At 70.7% G+C, this 26416-nt stretch carries 21 protein-coding genes; 8 read left to right on the top strand and 13 right to left on the bottom strand.

Going from position 1 to position 26416, the window contains the following annotated elements; translation table 11 throughout:
• Positions 1-330: 330 nt before the first annotated feature.
• Positions 331-1644 (bottom strand): hypothetical protein, encoded by a 1314-nt coding sequence (locus OG975_RS29350; protein WP_406332370.1) that lies wholly within the window; start codon positions 1642-1644, stop codon positions 331-333.
• A gap of 198 nt (positions 1645-1842) precedes the next feature.
• On the opposite strand from OG975_RS29350, the gene OG975_RS29345 reads away from it, so the two are divergent.
• The gene (locus tag OG975_RS29345) at positions 1843-2724 is read left to right on the top strand and encodes a DUF4429 domain-containing protein (protein WP_327431088.1); all 882 of its coding nucleotides are present in this window, start codon (positions 1843-1845) and stop codon (positions 2722-2724) included.
• On the opposite strand, the gene OG975_RS29340 is transcribed toward OG975_RS29345, so the two are convergent.
• Complete coding sequence (locus OG975_RS29340; RefSeq protein WP_406332369.1) at positions 2721-3515, bottom strand: class II aldolase/adducin family protein; 795 nt, start codon at positions 3513-3515, stop codon at positions 2721-2723. The genes OG975_RS29345 and OG975_RS29340 overlap by 4 nt on opposite strands.
• A gap of 167 nt (positions 3516-3682) precedes the next feature.
• Between OG975_RS29340 and OG975_RS29335 the strand changes: the two genes are divergently transcribed.
• Complete coding sequence (locus tag OG975_RS29335; RefSeq protein WP_406332368.1) at positions 3683-4213, top strand: hypothetical protein; 531 nt, start codon at positions 3683-3685, stop codon at positions 4211-4213.
• A 55-nt stretch (positions 4214-4268) separates the two neighbouring features.
• A complete protein-coding gene (locus OG975_RS29330) occupies positions 4269-4742 on the top strand; it encodes a pyridoxamine 5'-phosphate oxidase family protein (RefSeq protein ID WP_406332367.1) in 474 nt (157 codons plus the stop codon).
• A gap of 9 nt (positions 4743-4751) precedes the next feature.
• Here the strand turns inward: OG975_RS29330 and guaA are convergent, their stop codons facing one another.
• Complete coding sequence (gene guaA / locus OG975_RS29325) at positions 4752-6338, bottom strand: glutamine-hydrolyzing GMP synthase (protein ID WP_406332366.1); 1587 nt, start codon at positions 6336-6338, stop codon at positions 4752-4754.
• Positions 6339-6865: 527 nt separating this feature from the next.
• Here guaA and OG975_RS29320 point away from each other — a divergent pair.
• Positions 6866-7150 carry a chorismate mutase gene (locus tag OG975_RS29320; protein WP_327431083.1) on the top strand — a complete coding sequence of 95 codons (285 nt, stop codon included), beginning with the start codon at positions 6866-6868 and terminating at the stop codon, positions 7148-7150.
• A gap of 586 nt (positions 7151-7736) precedes the next feature.
• Here the strand turns inward: OG975_RS29320 and OG975_RS29315 are convergent.
• Complete coding sequence (locus OG975_RS29315) at positions 7737-8897, bottom strand: hypothetical protein (protein ID WP_406332365.1); 1161 nt, start codon at positions 8895-8897, stop codon at positions 7737-7739.
• 207 nt (positions 8898-9104) lie between these two features.
• Between OG975_RS29315 and OG975_RS29310 the strand changes: the two genes are divergently transcribed.
• Positions 9105-10106: an LPXTG cell wall anchor domain-containing protein gene (locus OG975_RS29310; protein WP_406332364.1), complete on the top strand. Its 1002-nt coding sequence runs from the start codon at positions 9105-9107 to the stop codon at positions 10104-10106.
• Between the two features lie 119 nt (positions 10107-10225).
• On the opposite strand, the gene OG975_RS29305 is transcribed toward OG975_RS29310, so the two are convergent.
• The 3 genes from OG975_RS29305 to OG975_RS29295 form a co-directional block, all read right to left on the bottom strand.
• Positions 10226-12082, bottom strand: a complete 1857-nt coding sequence (locus tag OG975_RS29305; RefSeq protein WP_406332363.1) for a GMC oxidoreductase — start codon at positions 12080-12082, stop codon at positions 10226-10228.
• Between the two features lie 33 nt (positions 12083-12115).
• Positions 12116-13819: a succinic semialdehyde dehydrogenase gene (locus tag OG975_RS29300; RefSeq protein WP_406332362.1), complete on the bottom strand. Its 1704-nt coding sequence runs from the start codon at positions 13817-13819 to the stop codon at positions 12116-12118.
• 352 nt (positions 13820-14171) lie between these two features.
• Positions 14172-14651 carry an ATP-binding protein gene (locus OG975_RS29295; protein ID WP_406332361.1) on the bottom strand — a complete coding sequence of 160 codons (480 nt, stop codon included), beginning with the start codon at positions 14649-14651 and terminating at the stop codon, positions 14172-14174.
• A gap of 241 nt (positions 14652-14892) precedes the next feature.
• Between OG975_RS29295 and OG975_RS29290 the strand changes: the two genes are divergently transcribed.
• Together OG975_RS29290 and OG975_RS29285 are read left to right on the top strand one after the other, a co-directional pair.
• Positions 14893-15744: a helix-turn-helix domain-containing protein gene (locus tag OG975_RS29290; RefSeq protein ID WP_406332360.1), complete on the top strand. Its 852-nt coding sequence runs from the start codon at positions 14893-14895 to the stop codon at positions 15742-15744.
• A 14-nt stretch (positions 15745-15758) separates the two neighbouring features.
• On the top strand, positions 15759-15947 hold the full coding sequence (locus OG975_RS29285; RefSeq protein ID WP_406332359.1) for a DUF397 domain-containing protein: 189 nt from the start codon (positions 15759-15761) through the stop codon (positions 15945-15947).
• Positions 15948-15969: 22 nt separating this feature from the next.
• Here OG975_RS29285 and OG975_RS29280 read toward each other — a convergent pair whose 3' ends face one another.
• Positions 15970-16419, bottom strand: a complete 450-nt coding sequence (locus tag OG975_RS29280; protein WP_406332358.1) for a hypothetical protein — start codon at positions 16417-16419, stop codon at positions 15970-15972.
• A gap of 26 nt (positions 16420-16445) precedes the next feature.
• Positions 16446-17012 carry a barstar family protein gene (locus tag OG975_RS29275; RefSeq protein WP_406332357.1) on the bottom strand — a complete coding sequence of 189 codons (567 nt, stop codon included), beginning with the start codon at positions 17010-17012 and terminating at the stop codon, positions 16446-16448.
• Between the two features lie 212 nt (positions 17013-17224).
• On the opposite strand from OG975_RS29275, the gene OG975_RS29270 reads away from it, so the two are divergent.
• Positions 17225-18064, top strand: coding sequence for a hypothetical protein (locus tag OG975_RS29270; RefSeq protein WP_406332356.1), 840 nt, complete (start codon positions 17225-17227; stop codon positions 18062-18064).
• A 23-nt stretch (positions 18065-18087) separates the two neighbouring features.
• Here the strand turns inward: OG975_RS29270 and OG975_RS29265 are convergent, their stop codons facing one another.
• The 4 genes from OG975_RS29265 to OG975_RS29250 form a co-directional block, all read right to left on the bottom strand.
• Positions 18088-19821: a serine/threonine-protein kinase gene (locus OG975_RS29265; protein ID WP_406332355.1), complete on the bottom strand. Its 1734-nt coding sequence runs from the start codon at positions 19819-19821 to the stop codon at positions 18088-18090.
• A gap of 109 nt (positions 19822-19930) precedes the next feature.
• Entirely contained in the window at positions 19931-21613 is a 1683-nt protein-coding gene (locus OG975_RS29260) for a serine/threonine-protein kinase (protein WP_406332354.1), read from the bottom strand.
• A 68-nt stretch (positions 21614-21681) separates the two neighbouring features.
• Complete coding sequence (locus tag OG975_RS29255) at positions 21682-23307, bottom strand: serine/threonine-protein kinase (protein ID WP_406336515.1); 1626 nt, start codon at positions 23305-23307, stop codon at positions 21682-21684.
• Between the two features lie 178 nt (positions 23308-23485).
• Positions 23486-26368, bottom strand: a complete 2883-nt coding sequence (locus OG975_RS29250; protein ID WP_406332353.1) for a protein kinase — start codon at positions 26366-26368, stop codon at positions 23486-23488.
• Positions 26369-26416: the final 48 nt, after the last annotated feature.

Here is a 26416-nt window from a genome sequence, read left to right as displayed (position 1 = left end):
GGGCAGTGGGGGCTGGTCGCGCAGTTCCCCGCGCCCCTAAAAGCAAAGGCGCGGGGCTGCGCCCCACGATCCCCCAGGAACCGTTCGCCACACGGAACCGCACCCGCAGTCGGCGACGCACGCCCACCCCCCACCCGATATGGCGGCGCAGTCGGCGACGCACCCAAGGGGCCGTGCCGGTACGTCCAGCCCGTCGCTTACGTGGTTATGGGCAAGTTCATGCTGTGGAAGCAGGCAGCAATGCCCACCGGCGACGGGCTGGATGTACCGGCACGGTCCCGACCCCCAACGCCACCGAACCGAACCCACCGAACCGCCCCACCCGGCACCTCAGTCCGTCACATCGATCACGCACCGGTTCGTCTCGACCCCGGCCGCCGTGACCACCTGCACCTCCACCCGCCCCGGCTCCACATCCACCGGCACAGGCACCGTCAGCACCGCATCCGTAGGGTTGCTGAACCCCCCGGCCACCGGCACCAACGGCACATGCACATGCACCGCCCCGATCCGGACCACCATCCGCGACAACCGGTCGGCCGTCGTCGCGCCGGGCGGCACGAACCCGGCGCCCCGGATCTCGATGTCGTCGCCGGTGCGGATCGGCGCGTCCAGGTCCCCCGCCTCGCGGGAGCGGACGACGGAGAGGATCACAGGACGCCCGCCCTCGGCGTACTTCCCGGCGAGGTACGTCGCGGCCGACACCAGCACCAGCAGCGCCAGCCCCCACGGCAGATCCGGCAGCTGCGAGGGCCGCCGGGCCAGCCGTACCGCCGCGAAGACAAGGGCGACGGCGCAGATCACGACGTACTGGATGTCGGCGAAGCTGCCCCGCCCGGAGTCGTCGGTCAGCAGATCGGCGGCGCGCGGCCGGTCCGCGCGTACCTTCTGCAGCCGCTGCCCCAGCACCCGCAGCCCCACCACCCGCCGCACCAGCACCGCGATCCCGCACACCACGGCGACGACGGTCACCACACCGGCACCCCGGGCGAGTTCGAGCCCCGCGATCAGCTCGTCGCGCGAGCGATGCGCGGAGGCCGCCGCGAGCTGCCCGACCAGCACGAGCACCGCGTACACCACGAACAGGACCCATCCGGCGGCCACCGCGCGGGAGGTGGAGAGCCGGTTGTCCTCGCCGATGACCGGGGCGAGGGCACCACCACGGGCCCGGTGCAGCCAGGCCGCCCCGGTCAGCAGTCCGGCCAGGACCAGCCCGGCGAGCAGCCCGGCCGTCCGCGCGGCCGTCCACCCCGCCCCGATCGCGGTGAGCGCCTGCACCAGGAGCAGGGCCACAGCGCCGCCCCAGACGGCGCACGCGGTGTACCGCCAGAGCCGCCCCAGCCACGCCTCGCCGTCGACCCGCCCGCGCTCGGCGACGAGGTCCGCGGACTGTGTCAGCTCGTCGGAGACCCACTGCCGGGACGCGGACGCCGAGTGCGCGACGCCGGCGGGCAGCCCCTGTCCGGACGCCAACTCGTCGCGTTTCGCGAGGAATTCGGCGACGGCACGCCGGTGCCCCGCACGTGCCCCGTGCGGGCAGTCCCCGCAGGTGCAGCCACCCTCGTGCGCACCCTGGCCCCCGCCCAGCCCCGCGCCCAGCCCGGCACCGCGCCCCTCGCCGTGTCTCGCCTCCTGCACCGCCACGCCCACTGCCGCCTTCCCCGCGCCAGAAAACACCGTGCGGCCAGACGTTCCGTACGCCTGACTGCCGTACAACTGCCTTACAACTGCCTCGCGATGACAGCGAATTGTGCCGTACGAATCACCGCCCGCATCCGCCAGGTCTGGTCAGGCGGGTGAAGTGCGGTTACCCCGTGTTGACCCGGCTGCGAGAATTTCCCTATGGCCGAGATCATCCAGCGCGACGGGACCTGGGCCTTCGACGGCAGCACGGTCAGGATCACGCCGGGACTCCATCGCTCCGTGCCGCTGTTCCGGCAGACGTACGGAGAGATCGCCATCCCCCTGGAGGCGGTTTCAGGCATCGTCTACGAACCCGAACGCAAGCGCGGCCGCCTGCGCCTCAGACTCCGCGAGGGCGCCGACCCGCTGCTGCAGGCGACCGGCGGCCGGCTGCCCGAGTCGGCGGACCCCTACAAACTCCACGTCGACATCGACCGTTCCGGGGTCGCCGAGTACGTCGCCGAGGAGATCCGCCGCGCGCTGCTCCTGGACCAGATCCCCAAGGAACCCGCGAAGACCTACCTCCTCGCCGGGCCACCCGTCCCCGTGTCCGTCCGTTCCAGCGACGGCACGGTCTCGTTCGACGGCGCGCAGGTGCGGATCGACTGGGCGGACACCTCCGACCGGGTCAAGCGGGCGACGGGGCCGCGGATCATCGCCGTGGGCGACCTCGTACAGGTCGAGTGGCTGCCCAACTCCGGTTACGAGGACGGCTTTCTGCGCTTTGTGACGCGCGAGACGGTGTTCTCCAAACTGCCGCCCGAGAAGGACCCGTACGCCCTCGACCTGTGGGGCAGCGCCCGCCGCGACCTCCTCACGGCGCTGGTCGCCGCCGCGGTGACCGCGCGCCTGCCGCATCCGTCCATCCGCACCGGCGAGTACGTGGACCGCCCCCAACTCGCCTCCGCCGTACCACCGCAGTCCGACCATCACGACGTACTCCTGCGCCGTCTGCGGGAGTTGGGTGAGCTGCACCGCGACGGTGTACTGACGGACGAGGAGTTCGCGGCGACGAAGGCGGCGGTGCTCCGAGGCTTCTAACTGAGGAGGTCGGGCTCACTGCGGCTGATGTCCTGCCACAGCGGCTGGTAGTTGATCCACGCCACCAGGTCGCCGCCGAGCTGTTCGCGGGTCGCGACCGCCTGCTTGTGGTCGATGAGGATCGGTCGCCCGGCGGCCTGCGCGGTGAGCTGGACCTGGCTCGACCGCTCCATGGACAGGAACCACCAGGCGGCGGCGTCCACGGAGTCGCCGACCGTCAGCAGCCCATGGTTGCGCAGCACCAGCGCCTTGTGGGTGTCGAGCGCGGAGGCGATCCGGCGGCCCTCCTCGGCGTCGACGGCGACGCCGCTGTACGCGTCGTACAGCGCGTGGTCCTCGTAGAAGGCGCAGCTCTCCTGGGTGATCGGGTCGAGCAGGTCGCCGAGCGCGGACAGGGCGCGGCCGTGCACGGAGTGGCAGTGGGCGACGGCGACGACATCGGGCCGGGCGGCGTGCACCTGGGCGTGCACGGTGAACGCCGCCTGGTTCACGTGGTAGCGGCCCTCGATCACCTGCCCGTCCTCGTTGGCCATGACCAGGTCGCTCACGGTGACGTGCTTGAACGGCATCCCGAAGGGGTTCACCCAGAAGCAGTCGCTGTACTCGGGGTCGCGCGCCGTGATGTGCCCGGAGACCCCGTCCTCGAATCCGAGCCGCCCGAAGAGCCGCAGCGCTCCGGCCAGCCGTTCCTTGCGATGCCGCCGTTCGTCCTCCGGCGACTCGTGCATCGGCGGCATGGCGAACCGCAGCTGATCGGTGGGCAGGGGCAGCGGCGGGGTGGGCCCGTGCATGTGTCCTCCAGCACTGGCGGATTCGGTACGGAGCGGAAGTTACCCCCGGTCAGCGCAGGAGAACAGAGCAGTTCGGTGAAGAGATGAGCACAACCGTGGCCAGGGGTCACTTGTCTGCCTGGATGAATCGATGCCTGCGACGACCCGGTGAAACCCTGGAGGCACGCATGAACCGCGCAGAGCGGCGGATCCTCGCCCTGCTCCGCCAGCTCGCGGAGCGGGACTTCGTCGTCCTCAGCGATGTCGGCGGCTCCCCGCGCCGGCTCGCCGTGCTCGCGTACGTCGCCGAGCAGCACGGATTCCGGTACGCGGAGGCGCACGGGGTGGGCCGGGCGCTACAGATCCACCTCGTACGCACCGAGCACGCCGACACGCGACCGCCGGACTCCGCCTCGGTCCCCGGACTGCGCCCCGGCACCCTCAGACCGCTGCCGGAGGCGGCACCGGCGGTCCGGCTGTTCAGGGATCGGATCGAGCTCGACGCCATGGCCGGCAGTCTGAGCGTGCGGTCCCGGGCGGCGATCGTGACCGGCGGCTCCGCCGTCGTCTCGCTGTGCTTTCTCGCCGCCGGCTGGCAGGCGACACTCATCGCCTTCTTCGGCGCGGACGCCTGGTTCATGGGCTTCCTGTACCTGGACGTCGTCCGCCGCCGCAGGATCGCGCGCCGCGTCCAGGCGGCAGTCCCGATGTCCGGCTGACCAGGGCCAAAGAAACCAGACAGAAGATGTCGGGTATCCGCGCCACACTCCCCGTATGACGTCGAACTGGGCAGCCTTCACCACCGCCGAACCGGACCTCGCCAAGAAGGTCGAGGACCGCTTCGGAAGCTTCACCCACCACACGCTCGCGACCCTCCGCAAGGACGGTTCGCCGCGGACCACCGGCCTCGAAGTCCGTTTCCTGCACGGCGAGCTCTGGCTCGGCATGATGCCGAACTCTCTCAAGGCGCTCGACCTGCGCCGAGACCCGCGCTTCGCGCTCCAGGCCAACCCGGGGCCGGGCACGGAGATGGCGGGAGGCGATGTCCGGATCAGCGGGCGGGCGATCGAGGTCGAGGACTCCGCAGCGAAGGCCGCGTACGTGAAAGAGGTGGAACCGCCGGAGCCGTTCCACCTCTTCCGCACCGAGCTGACGGAGGTCGTACGGACCTACGTCGAGGACGACACGTATCTGGTCGCCGAAATCTGGAAGCCAGGAGAGCCGGTGCGCGCTCTCAGGCGGAAGTGAGCCGGGGCGTCACTCCCACTCGATGGTGCCCGGCGGCTTCGACGTCACGTCGAGGACGACCCGGTTGACGTCCGCGACCTCGTTCGTGATCCGCGTCGAGATCTTGGCGAGCACCTCGTACGGCAGCCGCGACCAGTCGGCCGTCATGGCGTCCTCACTCGACACCGGACGCAGCACGATCGGGTGGCCGTACGTCCGGCCGTCGCCCTGGACGCCCACGCTGCGGACGTCCGCGAGCAGGACCACCGGGCACTGCCAGATGTCACGGTCGAGACCGGCGGCCGTCAGCTCCTCGCGGGCGATGGCGTCGGCCTCGCGGAGCAGGTCGAGCCGCTCCTTCGTCACTTCACCGACGATGCGGATGCCGAGGCCGGGGCCCGGGAAGGGCTGGCGCTGGACGATCTCGTCCGGCAGGCCCAGCTCCTGGCCGACCATCCGGACCTCGTCCTTGAACAGCTTCCGCAGCGGCTCGACGAGCTCGAACTCGAGGTCCTCGGGGAGGCCGCCCACGTTGTGGTGGGACTTGATGTTGGCGGTGCCGGTGCCGCCACCGGACTCGACCACGTCCGGGTAGAGGGTGCCCTGGACGAGGAAGGCGACGTCCTCGCCCTCCGCGGCCTCGGCGATGATCTCCGCCTGCGCCTGCTCGAAGACCCGGATGAACTCGCGGCCGATGATCTTCCGCTTCTCCTCGGGGTCGGAGACCCCGGCCAGCGCGGTGAGGAAGCGCTCCTCCGCGTCCACGACCTTCAGCTGTACGCCGGTCGCGGCCACGAAGTCCTTCTCGACCTGCTCGCTCTCGCCCTTGCGCATCAGACCGTGGTCGACGTACACGCAGGTGAGCTGGGAGCCGATGGCCTTGGCGACGAGGGCGGCGGCGACGGCGGAGTCCACGCCGCCGGAGAGGCCGCAGATGGCGCGCTTGGTGCCGACCTGCTCGCGGATGAGGGCGACCTGCTCGTCGATGACGTTGCCGGTGGTCCAGTTGGGCTTGAGGCCCGCACCCCGGTACAGGAAGTGCTCCAGCACCTGCTGGCCGTGCGTGGAGTGCATGACCTCGGGGTGGTACTGGACCCCGTACAGCTTCTTCTCGTCGTTCTCGAAGGCCGCGACCGGGACGACGTCCGTGGAGGCCGTGACGGTGAAGCCCTCGGGGGCGGCGGAGCAGGCGTCGCCGTGCGACATCCACACCGGCTGCTCGTCCGGGGTGCCCTCGAAGAGGGTGGAGGACGACTTGGAGACATGCAGCGGCGTACGGCCGTACTCGCGGGCGCCCGTGTTGTCGACGGTGCCGCCGAGGGTCGTCGCCATCAGCTGGAAGCCGTAGCACATGCCGAAGACGGGGACGCCGGACTCGAAGAGCTCGCGGTCGAGGCGGGGGGCGCCCTCCGCGTACACCGACGAGGGGCCGCCGGAGAGGATGATCGCCGCCGGGTTCTTGGCGAGCATCTCCGCGACCGGCGTGGTGCTCGGCACGATCTCGCTGTACACCCGGGCCTCGCGGACTCGGCGGGCGATGAGCTGGGCGTACTGCGCACCGAAGTCGACGACCAGGACGGTGTCGGGGGTGGCGGCAGCGGGGGTCGCTGATGACACGGGTTGCCTTCCGGCGGTGAGCGAGGGGTCTGTGTTGCCGATTCTACCGGGGGCCGGCACGGACCTGCCTACGCCGGGCTTTTTCGCCCCCGCCGCCCCTACCCCTCCCATCCCGTACCTGGGGGCTGCGCCCCCAGACCCCCCGGGGTAGTTCGTCGGCTGCGGGCCGGCGGGGGTTGCTCGCGCAGTTCCCCGCGCCCCTATAAGGGGCGCGGGGAACTGCGCAATCTTTTAGCCCAGCCCCCACCCACCCGCACCCGACACACAACCCATCCCGGCACCCGAGTCTCACCATCCGAACCAACCTGGTCCCGGCACGCCCACCCGGGCATACTGCCCTCATGCTCACGCACACGACCTTCCTGTTTACCTATGGCAACCGGCCCACCGGCTGCCATGGTCGTGCTGCTTGAGCAACTGACAAGCGACTTCCCAGGCGCCCCGGGCCGACAAGGCCCGGGGCGTCTGCCGTTTCCGGGCCCTGCCGCTCCGGGGCACCCCTTCCGAGAAACCAGAGGAGCCCCACCATGGCCGACGTACTCGACAAGACCGGCGCCCGCACCGACGAGGCCGCCGACGTGATCACCGGCGCCCGCGAACGCATCGACGCGCTCGACGACCGCATCATCGGCCTCGTACAGGAACGGATGGCCGTCTCGGCGGTGATCCAGAAGGCCCGGATCGAGTCCGGCGGCCGCCGCGTGAACCTCTCCCGCGAGATGGAGGTCCTCGGCCACTTCAGCGACGCGCTGGGCAAGCCGGGCACCGCGCTGGCGATGACGCTGCTGGAGCTGTGCCGCGGCCGCATCTGAACCCCGTACGGAACGTGCACGGCGTACGCACGTACGCATCCCGTCTCACCCATACGGCGCGTGACCGGGCCCCCGCGGGCTTCGTTGGTCCCGGTGTCCGTGTCAGCCAGGGGCGGGCCCGAAAGAACCACGCGTGGCTGGCTCCGCTGGAGCGATGAGACGTACGGATCGTGCTGTGCGTCGTGGGACCTCGCTCCAGGGTTGTGACCGGACGGCAGGGGACAGCAGCCCGGTCACACAAGAGAACGGCCGGCTCCGGGGACGCCCGGGGCCGACCGGCGGAATCTGTTCAGAGGTGGTCGCGACGGTTGCGGAGGCCGTCGCCCATCCAGCACGATGCGAGAACAGCCCCAAGTTCACTGCCAATGGTCGACACCACGTGCGCGCCCCCCATGCGCCGGGGCGCACGACCGGAGGCCACCCGAACCAGCGGCGCAACCCCCCGGCGCCGCTCCCAGGCACCGGCGCTGCCCTGACGTCGGTGCTGACGAAAGAAGGGCCCCGCAGATCCGTCCTGCGGGGCCCTTCGTCATGCGCTCGCTCGCCCTCGCTCGCCCTCGCTCGCCCTCGCTCCTCGCCGAACGGTTCAGGTGCGGGACACCGTGCCGCAGGTCCCGGAATGCTGAATGTCGCGGCTCCGGTCGTACGGGTCGGTGGTCGGACCGGTCGGGGCCGCTCCGGTGGGGGCGGCCGAGGGGAAGTGCGGGTGCAGGAAGCCGTCGTAGACGGCGCAGGCCGAGTTGGCGAGATTCTCGTCGTATCGGGCGACCGCCAACTTGCCGGGAGTGACCCGGTACTTCGTCGGGTCGGAGACCTCCAGGTCGAGGACGCGACGCACGATGGTGCGGGTCACCTCGGTCGAACCGCCGTCAGAGGCCTGGTCCGAGCTCTGGTCGGCGGGGGCCACCGGATAGACGAAGGTGTAGTCGACGTGGATGGCGACGGACGCGTGCTCGCCCGCCTTGAACGTCATACGGCCGCGGGTCTTGACCACATCGCCGACCAGCCGCGTCTCCTCGGGATCGAACCGGCTGAACAGCGACAGCGGATCATGCCCCTTGCCCGGCTCGCGCAGCCAGCTCCGCGCATCGTCGAGCATCTTGGGCTGCTTCGGGTCGAGCGTGCCGAGTGCGGCCTCGGGGCGTTCGCCGCGCAGGGTCGCGGGGTTGAGGTTCGCGTCGACGAGAAGGGTCTTCGTCTGTCGCAGGGCGGTGGCCACCTGGGCCCGCGTGAGTGAACCGACCGGCTTGGCCTCGGGTACGACGATGCCGGCCGCGCCGTCGGCCCAGCGCTCGGCGGGTGATCCGGCGAACGGCCTGTCCAGGGTGGGTGTGTCGGGCGCCATGGAGGAGGGCGCCGCGGTCGGGGGCGCGGTTTCGTCGGGCAGCGCGGCGGCGGCCGTGGGCCCGTCGGACGACATGCCGAAGGGATCGCCGGGCAGCAGTGACGGCTTCATCGCCACCACCGCGACGGCTGCCGCGAGCGGTACGCCGATGATCGCCCACAGGCGGCGGCGCCGGGCCGCGCGACCGTTCGTTTCACGCCATGCGGGGGCCGCCCGCCAGCCCTCCGGCTGAGCGCCCCGCGCTTCCTCCTGCCGCAGCCGCTCGGTCACCATGCGCGCCCGCGCGGACGGCTCTTTCGGAGCCGACGTGCGGATGTCGCGTTCGGTGTCGCGCGCGAAGCGCTCCCAAACATCGTCAGGGACAGAGGGCTGCTCGGGCTGCTTGTCAGACACGAGGAACATTTCTAAGTGGATCGAAAGCCCTTGCACAAGCAGCACTTGGGTGTGACTCAGCCCACATAAAAATTCTGTGAGAGGACGGACAACCATTTGCAGCCATCACGGGTCACACCTGCTGAACCATCGGCCACACCCGCGCCCCACACGCGGAGGCCTCACACACACTCGAGCGCCGCGATTCCGCGGTGCACCTGGACTTCCGAGGTCTTCATGAAGCTTCGCCGTGCCATGGCCGTCGCGGCCGCGACGGCTGCCATAGCTCCGCTGGCGCTGCTGTCGGCGCCGGCCGCGTTCGCCGACGAGACGGCCACCCCGGTCGCGAGTGCGTCCGCGCCCGAGTCCGAGTCTCCGAGCGAGTCGCCGTCGCCGACCGCGGCCGAGACCACCCCCGAGGCGACCGCCTCCGCGTCCGTGTCCGAGTCCGCGAGCGAGACCGCTCCGGCCCCGAGCGACTCCGCGAGCGCGAGCGCGTCCGCCTCCGCCTCCACCCCGGCGCCGAGCACCTCCGCGCCCGAGGAGTCCGAGTCGCCGGACCCGGAGCCCTCCGAGTGCGAGGACTCCAAGGTCGACGTGTCCATCACGGGTCTGCCCGGCAAGATCGCGGCGGGCAGCGGCTGGCACAAGTTCTCCCTGAACGTGCTCAACAACTCCGACTCCACCCTGAGCGACCTCGGCTTCTTCGCCGGCGCGTCCTCCGACCAGGCGGGCGAGGACCTCTTCCAGAGCAAGAAGGTCCAGCTCCAGGCCTACAACCCGGACGACAAGGTCTGGGAGGACGTCGACTCCGAGGGTTACGCGGTCGGCTTCGTCGGCTACACCGACGAGCTCAAGCCCGACTACGAGGTCGACATCCCGCTCCGTATCAACGTGAAGTCCAGCGCCCCGGTCGGCGCCGGCTTCTCCCTCGGCGCCAGCATCTACGGCGACGCCGACGCGGAGTGCACGGGCTACGGCGAGGTCGCGTACAAGTTCCAGATCGTCGCCGCCGGTACGGACACCGACGGCACCAAGCCGCAGGAAGGCGGCAAGGCCCCGGTCTCGGACAAGCCCGCCGACAAGGGCAACACGCCGGAGGTCGACGGCAGCCTCGCCGAGACCGGCTCCAGCTCCGGCCTGCCGCTGATCGGCCTCACCGGCGGTCTCGCCGTCGTCGCCGGTGCCGGTGCGGTGTTCGTCGTTCGTCGCCGCAAGTCGGGTGACGCGACCGCGTAAGGCGGCCGGACACAGTCCACGCAGGCATCACGCCTCGTAAGAGAAGAAGGACCTGCGCTCGGAGGGGGGCGCAGGTCCTTCTTTGTTTGTCCGTACGAAAACTAAGAGGTGTCGCGGGGTTACGACTTCGGCGGCACCGTCGGCATCCCCAGGAACGGCAGCTTCAGTGCGCCGAAGGCGTCCGCGGGGACGGCGGGGTGCTGTGGCTCGACCGGGGCGAGGCGCTCGTACGCCGCGCCGGGCGCCGGGCGCGGGTCGGCCTCGCCCTTGTTGGGCCAGTACGACATCGCGCGCTCGGCCTGGGCGGTGATCGTGAGCGACGGGTTGACGCCGAGGTTGGCGGAGACCGCGGCGCCGTCGACGACGGAGATGCCCGGGTGGCCGTACAGCCGGTGGTACGGGTCGATGACCCCGTCCTCGGCACTGGCACCGATCGGGCAGCCGCCCAGGAAGTGCGCGGTCAGCGGCGTACCCATCAGCTCACCGACGTTGCTCCCCGCGAAGCCGTTGATCTCGGCGGCGATCGCGGAGGCGGCCTCCGAAGCGGCCCTGATCTGCTTCGGGTTGGGGGCGCCATGGCCCTGACGTGCCGTCAGCAGACCCTTCCCCGCACCCTTCGGCTTCAGATAGGTGGTCAGGGAGTTGTCGAGCGACTGCATGACCAGCCCGATGATGGTCCGCTCGGACCACTTGCGGTTGGAGAGCGAGCGGAGCACCAGCATCGGATGCCTCGCGGCGTTGGCCAGCCAGCCCACCACCCTCGACGAGCCCTCGGCGTACGGGACTTGGAGGATGGACAGGCCACCCATCGAGTTGGATCCCTTGCCGTAGCGGACCGGCTCGATGTGGGTGTTCTCGTCGGGGTGGATCGAGGACGTGATGGCGACTCCGCGCGTGAAGTCGACCTTCGGCTCACCGGTGACCTTGCGGTAGCGGCGGTTGTCGGTCTGGGCGCCCACGAGGGCCTCGGAGTTGGTGCGGGTGAGCTCGCCCAACTTGCTTGATATATACGGAAGTTGACCGCCTGCCTTCATGCGGTGCAGCAGCGTCTGGGTGCCGTACGTACCGGCGGCGATGACGACCCTGCGCGCCTTGAAGGTCCGCCCGGCGCCCTTGCGCTTCTCGTCCGTGGGGAGGGTCTGGACCGCGTACCCGCCCTGCGAGTCGTCGGTGACGGACACGACGGTCGTCATGGGATGGACGACGGCGCCCGCCTTCTCGGCGAGGTGGAGATAGTTCTCGTTGAGCGTGTTCTTCGCGCCGTGGCGGCAGCCGGTCATGCACTCGCCGCACTCGGTGCAGGCCTTGCGGGCGGGTCCGGCACCACCGAAGTACGGGTCGGCGACCTCCTCGCCGGCCTTGGCCTTCGCGCTCCCGTCGGCGTCCTCCCCGTCCCCGAAGAAGACGCCCACCGGCGCCATGTGGAAGGTGTCGCCGACGCCCATCCGCTCGGCAGCCGCCTTGAGATGGACGTCCGACGGCGTCATGGTCGGGTTGAGCCGCACGCCCAGCATGCGCCGGGCCTGGTCGTAGTACGGCTTCAACTCCCCTTCCCAGTCGGTGATGTCCTTCCACTGCGGGTCCTCGAAGAAGGGCTTCGGCGGTACGTAGAGGGTGTTGGCGTAGTTCAGGGAACCGCCGCCGACGCCGGCGCCCGCCAGCACCATCACATTGCCCAGCAGATGGATGCGCTGGATGCCGTACATGCCGAGCTTCGGGGCCCAGAGGTAGTTCTTGATGTCCCAGGAGTTCTTGGGCAGCGTGTCACGGGTGAAGCGGCGGCCCGCTTCGAGGACGCCGACGCGGTAGCCCTTCTCCGTCAGCCGCAGGGCGGTGACGGAGCCGCCGAAGCCGGAGCCGACGACGATGACGTCATAGTCGTAGGCCGCTTCGGGGGCCGCTTCATGGGCTGCCTCGCGCGGGCCTTCGTGCGGGCCTTCGTCCGGCTGACTCTGGACAGAGTTCTCCTGTGACACGTGCTGCTCTCCTCGTTGAGAACTGTTTGCGGCCTAGCGCAGACGGAATGCCTTCATGACCTTGAGGCTTCGGCTCATGAAGGCCGCGTACCCCTCGTCGTCCATGCCGAGCGACGGCGCCATCGGCAGCAGCCGCTGCTGGGCGACGGTCTGCGCCTCGGTGTATTTGAGGATGCCCTCGGAGCCGTGCCGGCGGCCGAGGCCGGAGTCCTTCATGCCGCCCATGGGCGACTGGACGCTGCCGTACGCGGGCGCGTACCCCTCGTTGACGTTCACCGTCCCGGTGCGCAGCCGGGCCGCGACGGCGCGTCCCCTCCGCCCGTCCTTGGTCCAGACGGACGAATTGAGGCCGTACGACGTGGAGTTGGCGAGTTCGACGACCTCGTCCTCGGTCTTGAACCGGTAGAGGGAGACGACGGGCCCGAAGGTCTCCTCGGCGCAGACGGCCATGGGGGCTTCGACGCCGTCGAGGATCGTGGGCTCGAAGAAGTACGGCCCGATGTCCGGGCGGGCCACGCCACCCGCAAGCACCTTGGCCCCCTTCGCCACGGCCTCCTCCACATGCCGCGTCACGGTCTCCAGCTGCCGCTCCCCGACGAGCGAGCCCATGTCGGCGCCGTACGCGAGCGACGTGCCGAGCCGCATGGCCTTGGTGCGGGCGGCGAACCGCTCCGCGAACGCGTCGGCGATCGACTCGTGGACGTACAACCGCTCGATGGAGATGCAGAGTTGACCGGCGGAGGAGAAGCACGCGCGGACGGCGCCCGCGGCGGCCTTGTCGATGTCGGCGTCCTCAAGGACCACCATGGCGTTCTTGCCGCCGAGTTCGAGGGAGACGCCGACGAGTCGGGCGGCGGCGCCCTGCGCGACCTCGCGCCCGGTCCGGGTGGACCCGGTGAAGGAGACGTAGTCGGCGTGCTTGACGACCTCGGGGCCGACAACAGGCCCGTCCCCGATGACGACTTGGAACACCTCGGCGGGCAGCCCGGCCTCGATGAGCAGGTCGCGCGCCCAGAGGGCGGTGAGGCACGTCTCGGTGTCGGGCTTCATCACGACGGCGTTGCCGGCGACGAAGGCGGGCAGCGCGTCGCCGACGGACAGTTCGAGCGGGTAGTTCCAGGGCGCGATCTGGCCGACGACCCCGCGCGGGTGGCGCAGCTCGGTGACCTTGGTGAGGGTCGGGACGGCGCCGGTGTGCCGCTTGGGACGGAGGTACGAGGGTGCCTTGCGCCCGTAGTGCCGCGCGGCGACGACCACGGCCTGCACTTCCTCGTGCGCGTGCAGCCGCGCCTTGCCGGTCTCCAGCTGGATGAGGTCCAGCACCTCGGCCTGGCGGGCGAGCACGAGGTCGTGGAAGCGGAGGAGTACGGCGGCGCGCTGCCGCACCGGGGTGGCGCCCCAGGCGACCTGGGCGGCGCGGGCCCGCTCGAAGGCCTTGGCCACGTCCTCGGGGGTGGACTCGGGCAGATCGGCCAGCTTCTCGCCGGTGAACGGCGTGTGGTTGGCGGTCCGCCCGGAACCGACGACACCCTTGGTGAGCTGCGCGACCAGCTCGGGGGTGACCACGTCGACGGCGGTTCGGGCGCCGGCGGGGGCGGCGGCCAGCGGGTTGGTGCCGACCTTGGCGGCAGCGCCGGTGGTGGCGTCCGCGTCGTCCACGACATCCGTGGCGTCCGTGCCGGGGGCGTCCGTACCGGCGTCTTCCTTGGCCTGCTCCGCGGCCTGCGAGTCCGTCATGAGCCGCAGGGTATGCCCGACCGGCGGCTTTGGGTACCCGTCGGTAATCGGCTTTCACCGACCGCACACACGGCGCCAGTGATCGCTGGCAACGAATGCGCTGATCAGGCCGTTGTTCGCCCGACGATCACGGGTTGATCACTCCTGGACATCCTTCTCGGCGTTCTTCCTGGCCTCCTGCTGGGCCTCACCGTCCGGGCGGGCGGCGAAACCGGAGGTGTCGAGCTCGAAGTCGAAGGGTGCGGGTACGTGGAGGGGCTTCCCGTTTCCAGCTCCTCGACGATCCGGAGCATCTCCTCAAAGGCTCCGGTTGAAGGACTGCCCATGGCTGCCGCCCGCCGCCCGGCGGCCCTCACGCCGCAGCCATACGGTCGGCAGCCGGCGCCTCGACCTCGCACCACAACAGCTTCCCGCCCCGCCCGAAGAGGTCGTCGCCGAGCGGGTAGCCACCCCATGCGTCCGCGTAGTGGCATACGAGGAACAGTCCACGTCCGCCGCCCGCCTCGGCCGGGACGGGGTGCAGCGGGCCCGGGCGCTTGTCGAAGGGGGGCGGGATGTGCGGGTTGGCGTCCCAGACGCTCAGCCTCAGGCGGGCGCCGCCGAGGGCTCGGAGGCGGAGGGTCGCGGGGCCGGTGGAGTGGCGGTAGGCGTTCGTGACGAGTTCGGAGGTCAACAGTTCGGCGGTGTCGGCGAGTTGGGTCATGCCGTGCCCGGCGAGGACGGCCCGGAGGGTGGCGCGGGCGATGCGCGGGGCGAGTCGGTCGTGCGGCAACTGGAGGGCGTACGCCCAAGATGCGGACGCATCGGACTTCGGCGGGGATACGGTGACCATGAACGCCTCCTGCGGTGGGGGGATTTGGGTTCGCTCTACTGGCCCGGCTGGGCGGTGGCATGTCGCGTGCGTGCGGATGGGCTGCGCGGTGCGCTTCCGGCTTACCGGTGGGGCCAGTTGGGCGGCTTGGGACTCACCGTAGACTGCGAATGCTGAAGGTTTTGCAGAGCACAGCAAAACCTTCAGATATTTACCTCGTGTGAGTGACCACCACGCCAGGTGTACGGAACGGAGCGAGGACATGGCACCGAGGAGCGCACCGTCAGCGCGCCGCCTCCGCATCGGCGTCGAGCTGCGCCGGCTGCGCGAACGTGCCGGTATGACTGCGGCAGAGGCGGCTCGCGCCCTGGGCACGACTCAAGGCCAGATGAGCAACATCGAGGCCAACCGATTCGGCGTGAGCGCCGACCGCGTGCGCACCCTCGCCCACATCTACGACTGCACCGACCAGCCGCTGATCGACGCCCTCGCGGACATGGCCGCCGACCGCACGCGCGGCTGGTGGGAGGAGTACCGCGACACCCTGCCCTCGCCCCACCTGGACGTGGCCGAGATGGAACACCACGCCACCGCGCTGCGCGTCGCCCAGGTCATCAACATTCCCGGCCTGCTCCAGACACCCGACCACGCCCGCGCCCTCTTCGGCGAAGCCGTCCCGGCGCTACGCCCTCACGAGATCGAACACCGCGTCTCGCACCGCATCAAGCGCCAGGTCGTCCTCTTCCAAGACCATCCGGTGCCGTACACCGCGATCATCCACGAGGCCGCCCTGCGCATGCAGTTCGGTGGCCGCGAGGTGACCCGAGGCCAGCTCCGCCACCTCATCGAGATCAGCGAACAACCGCACGTCACCCTTCGCGTCATCCCTTTCGACGGAACCTCGTTCCCGACCGCAGGTCACGGACTCGACTACGCACACGGCCCGGTAACCGCCCTTGACACCGCGCAGTTGGATACGAGCCACGGCAGCGAACTTATCGACGCCGCAGGGAAGTTGGAGACGTACCGACTGGTCCTGGACCGCATGGAACGGGCGACCCTCAAGCCCACAGCATCCCGAGACCTCATCCGCCGCATCGCCAAGGACACCTGAGGAACTGACACCCCGTGACCGAACTCAACTGGCAGAAGTCCACCTACAGCGAGTCGGGGGCCTCCTGCGTCTACCTCGCCACCACCCCCGCCGGAACGATCCTCCTCCGCGAAAGCGACGAACCGGAGGTCGTCCTCACCACCGGCCTACGCCAGATCGACGCCCTGATAGCCACCTTGCGGGACTCGGATCAGGGCCAGTAGGAGAGCAGGTCCCCTTTACTCATCAGCCGGACGGAATCGGCGCGACCGTCACCTGGCCGTCCATCAGGCACTCGATGAGGAGCGGGCCGCCCAGCGGGTAGACCCAGAAGTGGGGCTCCATGCTCAGGAGTTTGCGCGCGTGGCGTACCGCCGCCTCCGCCGGAATGGTCACCGTCGGGACCCTGAGGTCTCCCCAGAAGACGGCGACGCGCCTGCCTTCCGACACGTAGGGGGTGAGCAGATCCGCCGCGATCTTCGCCCAGTCGTCCTCGTCGTCCCAGCTTCGCCGCTCGTCGTACACGGCCGAGTCCCAGTCGAGACCGGCGCTCACGGTGGGCGGAAACCTGTTCAGGCTCAGGGCCTCCAGCTCACGGCTCTCGGCGTGGTCCAGTTTCACGACCTGGCTACCGTCGTCGTCGTTCGGGTCGTTCATGAAGCCCGGGAGGTTGCCCGGGCGGCTTCCGTAGGTCATACGACGCCATCCCTCCTACTGGTGGCCTACTGGGCCACTGGCGCAGTCACAGTCACGTACGCGCCGCACGACTCGACATCCACGTCCGGCCGCACGAGCCGCGAGGCGAACTCCCCCGGCGGGACACCGCGGCACACGAAGACGAAGTGCTGGGCGATCGCCGGTCTGTCGTCCCGGGAGTCGCCGTCGGCGTCCACCGCGGAGTTGGCGCGGGCGGCGGCCTGGCAGAGAACGGAGACGAAGAGCGGCAGGTGGTCGACGTCGAGCAGGAGGTCGGCGTTGTCGACGACGACCGCGATGTCACGGTTCCCGTGCCAGGAGCCGTGCAGGTCGTCCAGGCAGTCGACCAGGGCGTCCCAGTTGTGGCCGAAGTAGCCGGGGAACTCTAGCGAGCGGGCGAAGGCCAGGAACAGGCTCTCGGGGGTCGTCAGTTCCTCCGCGGGCAGGTGAACGACCAGACCTCCCCGCTGCCACTCCAGTACGGCCAACTGCCGCGCCAGCGCCACGTCACCCTCCGGGGCGAAGACAACCCACGGCTCCTCACGACGAGTGAGCTCGAACGGACTCCGGCCAGGATCGTCCAGGCGCGCCACAGGGCCCTCCTCTATGCCGAGTTGGCGAGAGCTGGACCTTAACAACCGTTACCAGCCCCACCGTTCGTCGCCCGTGAGCTCACAGCTCATCCACAGGCCATGTGGCGCGGATCCGGTCAAGCCGGGCGTCAGGATTTTAAGAACTTGACGTTCCCTTGACCTGAGCCTCATAGTCCCTTCACCTCACGAGCATCGAAGGAACCTCCTTAAAAATGAAGAGATTCGCGCTGTCGCGCACCGGTATCGCAGTGGCCGCCTCGGCCCTCTCGCTCGCCCTGGCCGCCGGCTGCTCCGACAGCGGATCCGACTCGGGCGACAGCGACAAGGCCGGCGGCTCCGACAAGTCGACGGCCGCCGCGAAGGCCCTGAGCGCCACCGAGCTGAAGAGCCGGATCATCGCGACGGGTGACGTCGACGGTTACAAGGTCGGAGCGGCGGACCAGACCGCCGGATTCGCGTCCTCCAAGGAGGACGTCGCGGTCGTGGACGAGAAGTGCGAGCCGCTCGCGTACGTCCTCACCGGTTTCGCGCCCGGCGACTCGGCCGCGTTCGTCAACCGCATGGTCTCGCAGCAGGCCGCCTCGCCCAGCGCGTCCTCCACCAAGAGCATGGAGGACATGACGGACGAGGAGTTCGAGGAGGCGATGAAGAACATCACCGGCGCCCTCGGGCAGACGGTGACGATCGTTTCGCTCTCGTCGTACGAGGGTGAGGGCGCCCAGAAGACCATGTCCTCGGTCTCCGACGCGATCAAGGGATGCGCGAGCGGGTTCACGGCCACGCCGAAGGGCGGCGCGAAGGACGACACCGAGAAGTTCACCAAGGTCGAGGCCGAGAAGGCGTCCGGGACCGGCGACGAGTCACTGGCGTTCGCGGTGACCGGCGACGCGGACGGTGACGACGTCGTCGTGCACTGCGAAGTCGTACGCCATGGCAGCACGATCGCCACGTACTACGCCTTCAGCCTGGCGGCCTTCTCCGGCGAGGACGGCGCCGGCGACTACGAAATCCCCGCCGACGTCATCAAGGCCCAGGCCGCCAAGCTCGCCTGAGCCTCCGCGAACAGCCCCTCATCTCACAACTTGTCGATGTCCAAGTTCGCGATCGCCGTCCTGGCGACTTCACGGCCCCGTGCCGTGAAGTCGCCCTGGCCCGGGTAGCTGATCGTGAGCTTGTACATGTCGCCCGCCTTGGACTCGTAGTAGAAGATCTTCAGCTCGCGGGGGCGGGGGTTCTGGCTGTCGGTGGTCGTGTAGGTCACCGTGTTCTCGGCGGACTTGTTGTTCTTGTACGTCGTGTTGTCGTCCGGCGTCGTCTTCGGGTTCTCGGGCATGCCGAGGTCGTACTCGCCGTCAGCCTTGAACGTGTCGTTGTCGGCGTACATTTCGGCCGCCGCGGAGTCCTTGATGGCCTTGTTGGTGTCCTCGGACTTCTTGGCGAGGGTCAGGCCGATCCAGATGCTGCTGCTCGGGTCGGTGTACGTGACCCAGTGCCCCTTGTCCGTCGACCGGTCCGGCGTGGAGAGCTTGTAGGACGCGGGCGCCGACAGCGTCGCGGCGACATCCTGCACGTGGTGCTTCTTCCAGCCGTCCGGCAGTGGTCCCGCGAACGGGTTCGCGATCACCAGGTACGCCGCCACCGCCGCCGCGACGACCGACGCGCCAATACCGAACAGCGCCTTGCGGCCCACCCAGACGCCCTTGCCGCTCCGCCCCGCGAGCTGCACTGCCGTCTGCTGCCCCTCCATCCGCACGACCTGCGTAGGCGCCGGCGCGGGTGGCTTCGCGGCGTCCTCCAGGAGGCTGCGGACCTGGCCCGCGCCGGGGCGGCGGGAGGGGTCCTTGTCCAGGAGGCCGTTGATGACCTCGGCGAGCGGTCCGCCGGCCGAACCGGGGGGCGCGGGCGTGGAGTTGAGGACCGACTGGAGGGTGGCGGGCGTGTTGCTGCGGCGGAAGGGTGACACGCCTTCGGTGGCCGTGTAGAGCACCACGCCGAGCGACCAGAGGTCGGATGCCGGGCCCGGGCGCTGGCCCAGCACCCGCTCCGGGGCGATGTATTCGGGTGAGCCGACGAAGCCGCCGGTGTCCGTCAGGTTCGTCTCGCCCTCGATCTGGGCGATGCCGAAGTCGGTGAGGACGACGCGGTCGTGGCGGCCGAGCAGGACGTTGTCGGGCTTGACGTCACGGTGCAGGATGCCCGCCGCATGCGCGGCCTCCAGCGCGCCGAGCACCTCCAGAGCGACACGCGCGGCCTCGCGCACGCCGAGCGTGCCCTCCTGGAGGGCGTCGCCGAGCGAGCGGCCCCGCACCAGCTCCATGACGATCCAGGGCTGTCCGTCGACGACGGCGACGTCGTGGACGTTCACGACCGCCGGGTGGTCGAGCCGCGCCGCCGCCCGCGCCTCGCGGCGCATCCGCTCGAAGGCGTTGGCGCGTTCGCGCTCGGGAAGATGGTCCGGAACGCGCGGCTCCTTGACGGCGACCTCACGGTCCACCGTCTCGTCCTTGGCCCGCCAGACCGTGCCCATGCCACCGTGGCCGAGCTTGGAGAGAAGCCGGTAGCGCCCGGCGATCAACCGCCCTGCGCCCGGCTCCTGAGCGTCCGCCGGGGCATCCGTCTGGGCATCCGTCCGCGCCTGCTGCTGCGGTACGACCTGAGTGGGGGCGGCATACGGATTCCCCGGGTACGGGACCGCGGGAGGCTGTCCGGGACCACCCGGCTGCTGCCCCGGCACCGCCGGACGCGGCGGTTGCAGACCAAAACTCGTTGGCTCGTCGGACCCGTAAGGGACTCCCCCGTTGCTGCTCATGAGTCCATCTCTATCGCGGCAGGCGCTCCGTCATCCAGCCCCATTCCTTCGTGGTCACACACCCGTGACGCACCTCGCCGCTTATGCGGTTTTTATGTACGTACGAATTTTATGTGCGTACGAAGGTGTCCACCGCCACGTCGAAGTACTCCTTCGCCTCCGTCACCTTCCCGACGGGCGCCGACACCCACACGTCGTACATCCGGCCGCCCTCCTCCCAGCAGAGGTCGTACGTGTGTCGCGCGCCCTCCGCCTTGGTGAAGCCGTTCCAGGTGAACTCCCAGAGCGCGGCGGTCTCTCCGTTGTGCGTGGTCTGCGTGACCGTGCCGTCGCGGTAACCCGGGTTCGTGGACGGGCCCTTGGCGTCAGCCCGCTGCATGACACCGAGCGGGCCGCCCGTCTCGGGATCGGTCACTTTGATGCCGAGGCGGAAGGTCTGCCCCGGTGACATGTAGAAGACCCGCTCACCTTGCGGATCCCGTGTGAAGTCCTTGGGCACGGCGAGCGAGAACCCGTACGGGTCGTCGGCGACGCGGTAACCCGAGGGCGCCGTACGCGCGGTGGAGGTCGGAGTCTGCTGCCGGGTCACGGTGACGGTGGGCCCGGGGCTCGCGGATGTCGAGGAGGACCCCGACGCACCTCCCGCCGTAGCCCTGGACGTAGACGTAGATGACGTAGACCTGGACGAAGACGAAGACGTGCTCGGCGGGGACGGCGTACCGCCCCCGCCCCCGCCGTCGTTCATCAGCAGCGCCGCGGCCGAGACGCCCGCCCCGGCCATCGCGGCGACCAGCGCGGCGGCGACGAGGATGCCGCGCGTGGAGTGCTTCGCGGATCGTTCCTCCACCGTGGCGGGCGAGGACGAGGGCGAGGACGAGGCCGACTGCGACTGCGGTGCGGGCTTCCGCTTCGGTACGTCCCGCTGTGTGGGCGTGTACGGGGTCAGCAGCCGTGGCGTACGGCCCGTGTCCCGGAAGGCGCGCAGCATGCGCTCCGCCTCCGCCGCGTCGAGCCGCCGTTCGGGGTCGCGCTCCAACAGCCCCCGTACGACGGGCAGCAGCGGCGTGGCCTGGGCGGGTGGACGAATCTCATCGACGACGACGGCGTGCAGAATGCCGCCCAACGAGTCGCGGTGGAACGGTGATTCGCCGCTCAGCACCGTGCACAGCAGCGCGCCGAGCGACCACAGGTCGGACTCGGGGCCCGTCCTGACCCCGGACATCCGCTCGGGTGCGGTGTACTCGGGCGAGCCGACGAACGCCCCGCTCTCGGTGAGCGTGGTCGCGCCCGCGACCTGGGCGATGCCGAAGTCGGTGAGGACCACGCGGTCGGTGCCGGCCTCCATCAGGACGTTGGCGGGCTTGAGGTCCCGGTGCAGGACGCCCGCGTCGTGCGCGCGGCGCAGCGCGCCGAGGAGGCCGATGCCGATGCGGGCGGCCTCCCGCGCGTCGACCGGACCGTCGGCGGAGATCCGCTCGGCCAGCGAGCCCCCGTCGATCAGCTCCATCACGATGTACGGCCGTTCGTCATCGACGACCACGTCGTGCACGACGATGATGTGCGGGTGCTGCAGTTGCGCGACGGCGCGGGCCTCGCGCAGGGTGCGGTCCCGTTGCTGCCGGGCCTCGTCCTCCGAGAGCGAGTCGTCGACCGCGAGTTCCTTCACCGCGACCCGGCGGCCGAGCAGTTGGTCGGTGGCGCGCCACACGACGCCCATGCCGCCCCGCCCGATCCTGGCCTCCAGCCGGTACCGGCCCGCGATCACACGGACGTTCTCCCCCTCGGTCCCCATGGGCCCCATCATGCCGCACCGGACGGATACCCTCCGGGCCTCGGCTTTTCGGTGGCTGTTATCCGGCCTTACCCGGCCTGGGGACGCCAGCCGCGCAGTATCGCGTCGAACTGCTGACGCGCGGTGTCCCAGTCCGCCGCCGGCGCCGACATGTAGATCGCGTACTCGACGCCGTCCCGCGCGAGATACGTCTGCTCGATGGCCCGGCGTGGCCCCGGGAACGGCGTCTGCTTCGGCAGCGCGGTCCAGGTGAAATCCCACAGCGAACCGTGGCAGTCCCGGAAGGTGTTGGCCTGGAGGCTCACCCGCTGGTACTCGCTCAGCTTCGTCAACTGCTGCTCCAGGTCCAGCTGGTGCATGTACGGGTTGTCGAAGTCGGGCGAGTCGTCCACCGCGATGCGGACGAAGTGCTCGCCGCCGTCGGGCGTGTAGTCGACCTGGGTGCCGTTGGCCTGCCGCTCCCAGCCCTTGGGCAGAGCGAGGCTGAAGCCCTCGACGTCGTCGACCCGGTGCCAGTTGTCGGGGACGGCACCGGCGGGCGTCTGCGTCGCGCTCTTCCCACCCGTCCCGGCCGTCCCACCCGAGCTGCCCTTTCCGCCCACGGTGCCGGTCGACACTGTGGTGTCCTTGCGCCAACCGTCCGCGTACCGCATGGCCGCGGCGCTGCCACCCCCGACGAGCGCGGCCATGACGATCACGAGGGCGGCCGTGCGGCCCCGGCGCCGCTTCCTGGGCGCGGCGGAGGCGGGCGCGGGCAGCGGCTGGTGCAGGGTCACGACCGGGGTGGCCTGGGGCGGGCGTACGGATGCGGTCGCCGCGTCGCCTCCACCACCGCCCTCCATGTGCTGCGTCGGCACATACGCCTGCGCGGCCTTCGGGCGTCGCCCCTCCGCCGCCTCGGCGAGCATCTGCTCGGCCTCCGACGCGCTGGGGCGCTGAGCGGGATCCTTGCGCAGCAGCGCCGTGATGACGGGCTCCAGCGGGCCGGCCTGTCGCGGCGGCGCGGGCTCCTCGTCGACCACGGCCTGCATGGTGGTCAGCGGCGAGGTACGCCGGAACGGCGACCGCCCCTCCACCGCCGTGTACAGCGTGGCTCCGAGCGCCCACAGGTCGGAGGCGGGCCCCGGGTCGTGGCCGCGCACCCGCTCGGGCGCCAGATAGTCGACCGAGCCGACGATCTCGCCGGTGCGCGTGATCGTCGTATCGCCCTCGACCTGCGCGATCCCGAAGTCGGTGAGCAGCACGCGCCGATCGGCGGAGAGAAGTACGTTCCCGGGTTTCACATCACGGTGCAGGACGCCGGCGGCGTGCGCGGCCCGCAGCGCGCGCAGCACCCACAGCCCGATCCGCGCCGCCTCGACCGGTTCAATACGCTCCCGCTCCTTGACCTCGTCGGCCAGCGAGTTGCCCTCGACCAGCTCCATGACGATCCACGGCCGGTTGTCGTGCTCCAGGACGTCGTGCACGGTGACGACGGCCGAGTGGTTGATCCGTGCGGCGGCCCGCGCCTCGGCGTGGGTACGCGCGAGCAGCCGGGCCAGGTCGCTCTCGGCGACATACAGCGCGGCGGTCAGCTCCTTGACCGCGACCGCGCGGTGCAGCACCTCGTCGTGCGCGCGCCACACCCGGCCCATGCCACCGCTGCCGATGATGTCGGCAAGCCGGTAGCGGCCCGCGAGGAGCAGGCCCTGCATCTGATTCACGTTTTCCCCGCAATGTTCTTGACAGGGGTCAGAGTAAGGAGCGGCGCCCCGCAGAGGGAACCGGCGCGGTCGTACGGAGACCGCACTGTGACGGTTCTCCCTTCCGGGTACGGGAGGGAACCGTTCGGCGTTCAGGGCCACATGGGCCGGGTGAGGGGCTGAGGCCGGTTCAGCCGGTCACCTGATACGTCGCCGACGCCTGCTCGTACAGCCGTGTCACCTCGTCCCGTTCGGCCTCCGGGCCGCGCACCTGCACCACGTGGTAGCGCCCGCCGATGACGATCGCGAGGTTGCGCACATAGAGCGAGCGTCCCGCGGAGTCCTGCCAGGTGAACTGCCCCTCGGCCATGGTCCGTCCGCCCACCTCGATCCGCCGCATCCCACTGGACGTGGCCCAGGTCGAGTCCCGGAACGGCTGCAGCTCCTTCTCGCTCTCCCGCTGGTACGTCATCGGGTCGCTGCCGTACGTCGACGTGCTGTCGCGGCCGGGTACGACGATGAGCTCGAAGTCCCCGTGGGAGTACACGACCTGGCCGCTGCCGTTCTTCGGCGTACGGTCCCAGCCGTCGGCCACCGCGACGCTGAAGCCCTCGGCGTCCTTGCGGAGCTTGAACCCCTGGGCGACATCGGGGTCGCCGGTCTGCGACTTCGTCGAACTGGACGACCCCGAGGGGCTCTTGTCCGCGCCGGGCGAGGTCTGGTCCGGCCGTGGCTCACTGCTCGCCTTGCCGTCCCCGCTGGTGTCGGGGGCGGGGCTGACACCTCCGGCGGCGCCCGTCCGCTCGCCGTCCGTACCGCTGCCATTGCCGCTGCTCGACTCGGCCTTCGGCATGAAGACCATGGCGTACGTGATCGCCGCGGCCAGCAGGAGCAGGACGAGCAGGAGCAGATTCCGGCCCAGGCGGCGGGGCTTGGCCGATCTCGTCGCCTTGGCCTGCCTGGCCGGCCTGTCCTGCTTGGCGCGCTTGTGGCGGGCGTGCGGGCTGGTCGCGGGCAGCCCGACGCGGCGCCTGCGGACGAGCTCGCCCCGGCGCCGTACGATCGGCAGCCGGCTCGGGTCGACGGGGGGCGCGGCGACGACATGCGCGCCCGCCTCGGGCTCCGGCGCGGACCGTACGAGGGAACGCAGCCAGCCGCGCAACTCCTCGAAGTCGAGCCGCTCGGTGGGGTCCTGGCGCAGCAGTGACTCCACGACGGGCCGCAGCGGCCCGCACTCCTCGGCGAACGCGGGCGGCTCCGCGCACACCAGCTGCACCAGCTCGGCGGTGTTCTCCTCCGGATAGGGCGCGTGCCCCTGCACGGCCCGGAAGAGCAGCGCCCCCAGCGCCCACAGGTCGGTCCGGGGCCCGATCGGCGCCGCCAGCTGCCAGTTCTCGTGCACCGGCCCGGCCTGCTCCGGCGCCCACCGCTCGGTCACCGGCCCCACCACAGCCATCCGCGCCTGCCGGGCCCGCTCCGCGGCGAGCGCGGTGCTGGGCCCCCGGCGCGGCGGCGCACCGGCGACGAGCTCGTCCCAACGACCGCCCTGGCCATGGGCATTGGGGGCGGTATGGGGAGCTTGGTGGGTTTGAGGCGTTTGGGGGTGGTGGGAAGCTCGGGTGAAGTCGGGCTCTCGGCTGTAGTCGGGCTCTCGGCTGTTGTCGGGTGTGCGGGCGGGAGCCTGGGCGCCAGGTCCGCCGCCACGCCCGGTGGGGGAGGACTGCTGCCCGGGCGCGAGCGCGGGAGTGCCGTACCCAGCGGCCGCAGCGCCGTTCGCGCCTCCGGGAAGCGCCGCGCGCCCCTGGCCGTTGCCATCGCCGACGGTGCCGGTACGCGGCTGGGCGCCATGCCAGCTGGCGCCGCCCCCCACTCCGTACGGGTCGGCTATCTGGCCGGGGGGTGCCGAGGCGGCGGACTGTCCGGGCGTCCCGGCCTGTTCGGACTGCGCCGAGGGCCGGGGCGCGGGCAGCGCGACCTGGTTGCCCCGTTGTTCTTCCTGCACGCGGGCAGCGGCACGCGCCCCGGCGCGGTACGCGGCGATGGCCCCGGCGCGCGCCGCGCGAACGTCGGCCTCAGCACCCCCCGCGCCCCCCGCGCTCCCTGTCCCGCCCGATCCGCCCGCTTCGAGCGCACGCCGACCTGCACCGGGCGCACCGCCCGCGGGCGTACCCGGTACGGGCGTCCCCTGCTCCGCCCGAGCCTCGATCGCGGCCCGCCGCGCGGCTTCGGGGTCGGCGCCTGGCGAACCTCCGCCGCCGAACCCGACCCCACCGGAACCACGTACACCGGAACCGCTGGACCCGCCGAGCGCACCAGGCACAGCCCCACCGGTGCCGGCGCCGGCGCCGCGCTGGGCACCGCCCACGCCGGGCGAACCGCCGTTCCCCGCCCGCCCGGTGTGTCCACCGGAACCGGACCCGGACCCGGAACCAGCCCCGGGCTCAGCCTCCACGTCCTCCCGCACCGGTACCGGGTCGTACCCGCACAGCGCCTCTTCCGCGGCCCCCGCCGCCAGCCCGGTCAGCATGACGCGGCCGTCGTCGCAGACGAGCACGGTGCGCGCGGTGATGTTCCGGTGCACCCAGCCGTGTGCGTGCAGCACTCGCAGCGCGGTGAGGACGTCGGAGGCGACCTCGGCGGCCCGATAGGGGCTCAGCGGCTTCTCGGCGAGCAGCGCGGCCAGCGGCCTCGCGGGCACCAACTCGCTCACTATCCACAGCGACCCGCCCTCGGCGAACACGTCGAAGACCTGGTCGAGCCGGGGATGGTCGGGGATCTGCGCGGCGGCCTGAGCGGCCTCGATCGCCCGCCGAACGGCCGGTTCGGTGGGCCGTCGCGTGGTCCGCGCGGACGCCCGTCGCACCCCGCCGTCCCGTGGCACGAACCCCTCGGGCAGCCCGTCCGCGTCGAGTACCTCGGCCTCGACGACCTCCGGCAACGGCACCTGCCGTACCAGGACTTCCTGCCCGCTGTAGGTGTCGAAGGCCCGGGACTCGGCGAGTTCGTACTCGTCGGACGGCGGGAGCGGCAGGCGGTAGCGGTCGGCGAGTACCCGTCCCGCATAGTCGTCCACGATGCCTCCCCCGGCCGACCGGTTGGTCAATTCCGTTCGCCTTGCGTC

Source organism: Streptomyces sp. NBC_00203 (assembly GCF_045206325.1).
Taxonomy (GTDB): Bacteria; Actinomycetota; Actinomycetes; order Streptomycetales; family Streptomycetaceae; genus Streptomyces; species Streptomyces lutosisoli.
Note: the sequence above shows the minus strand (reverse complement) of the source record. Positions and strands in the feature narration are given on the sequence as shown.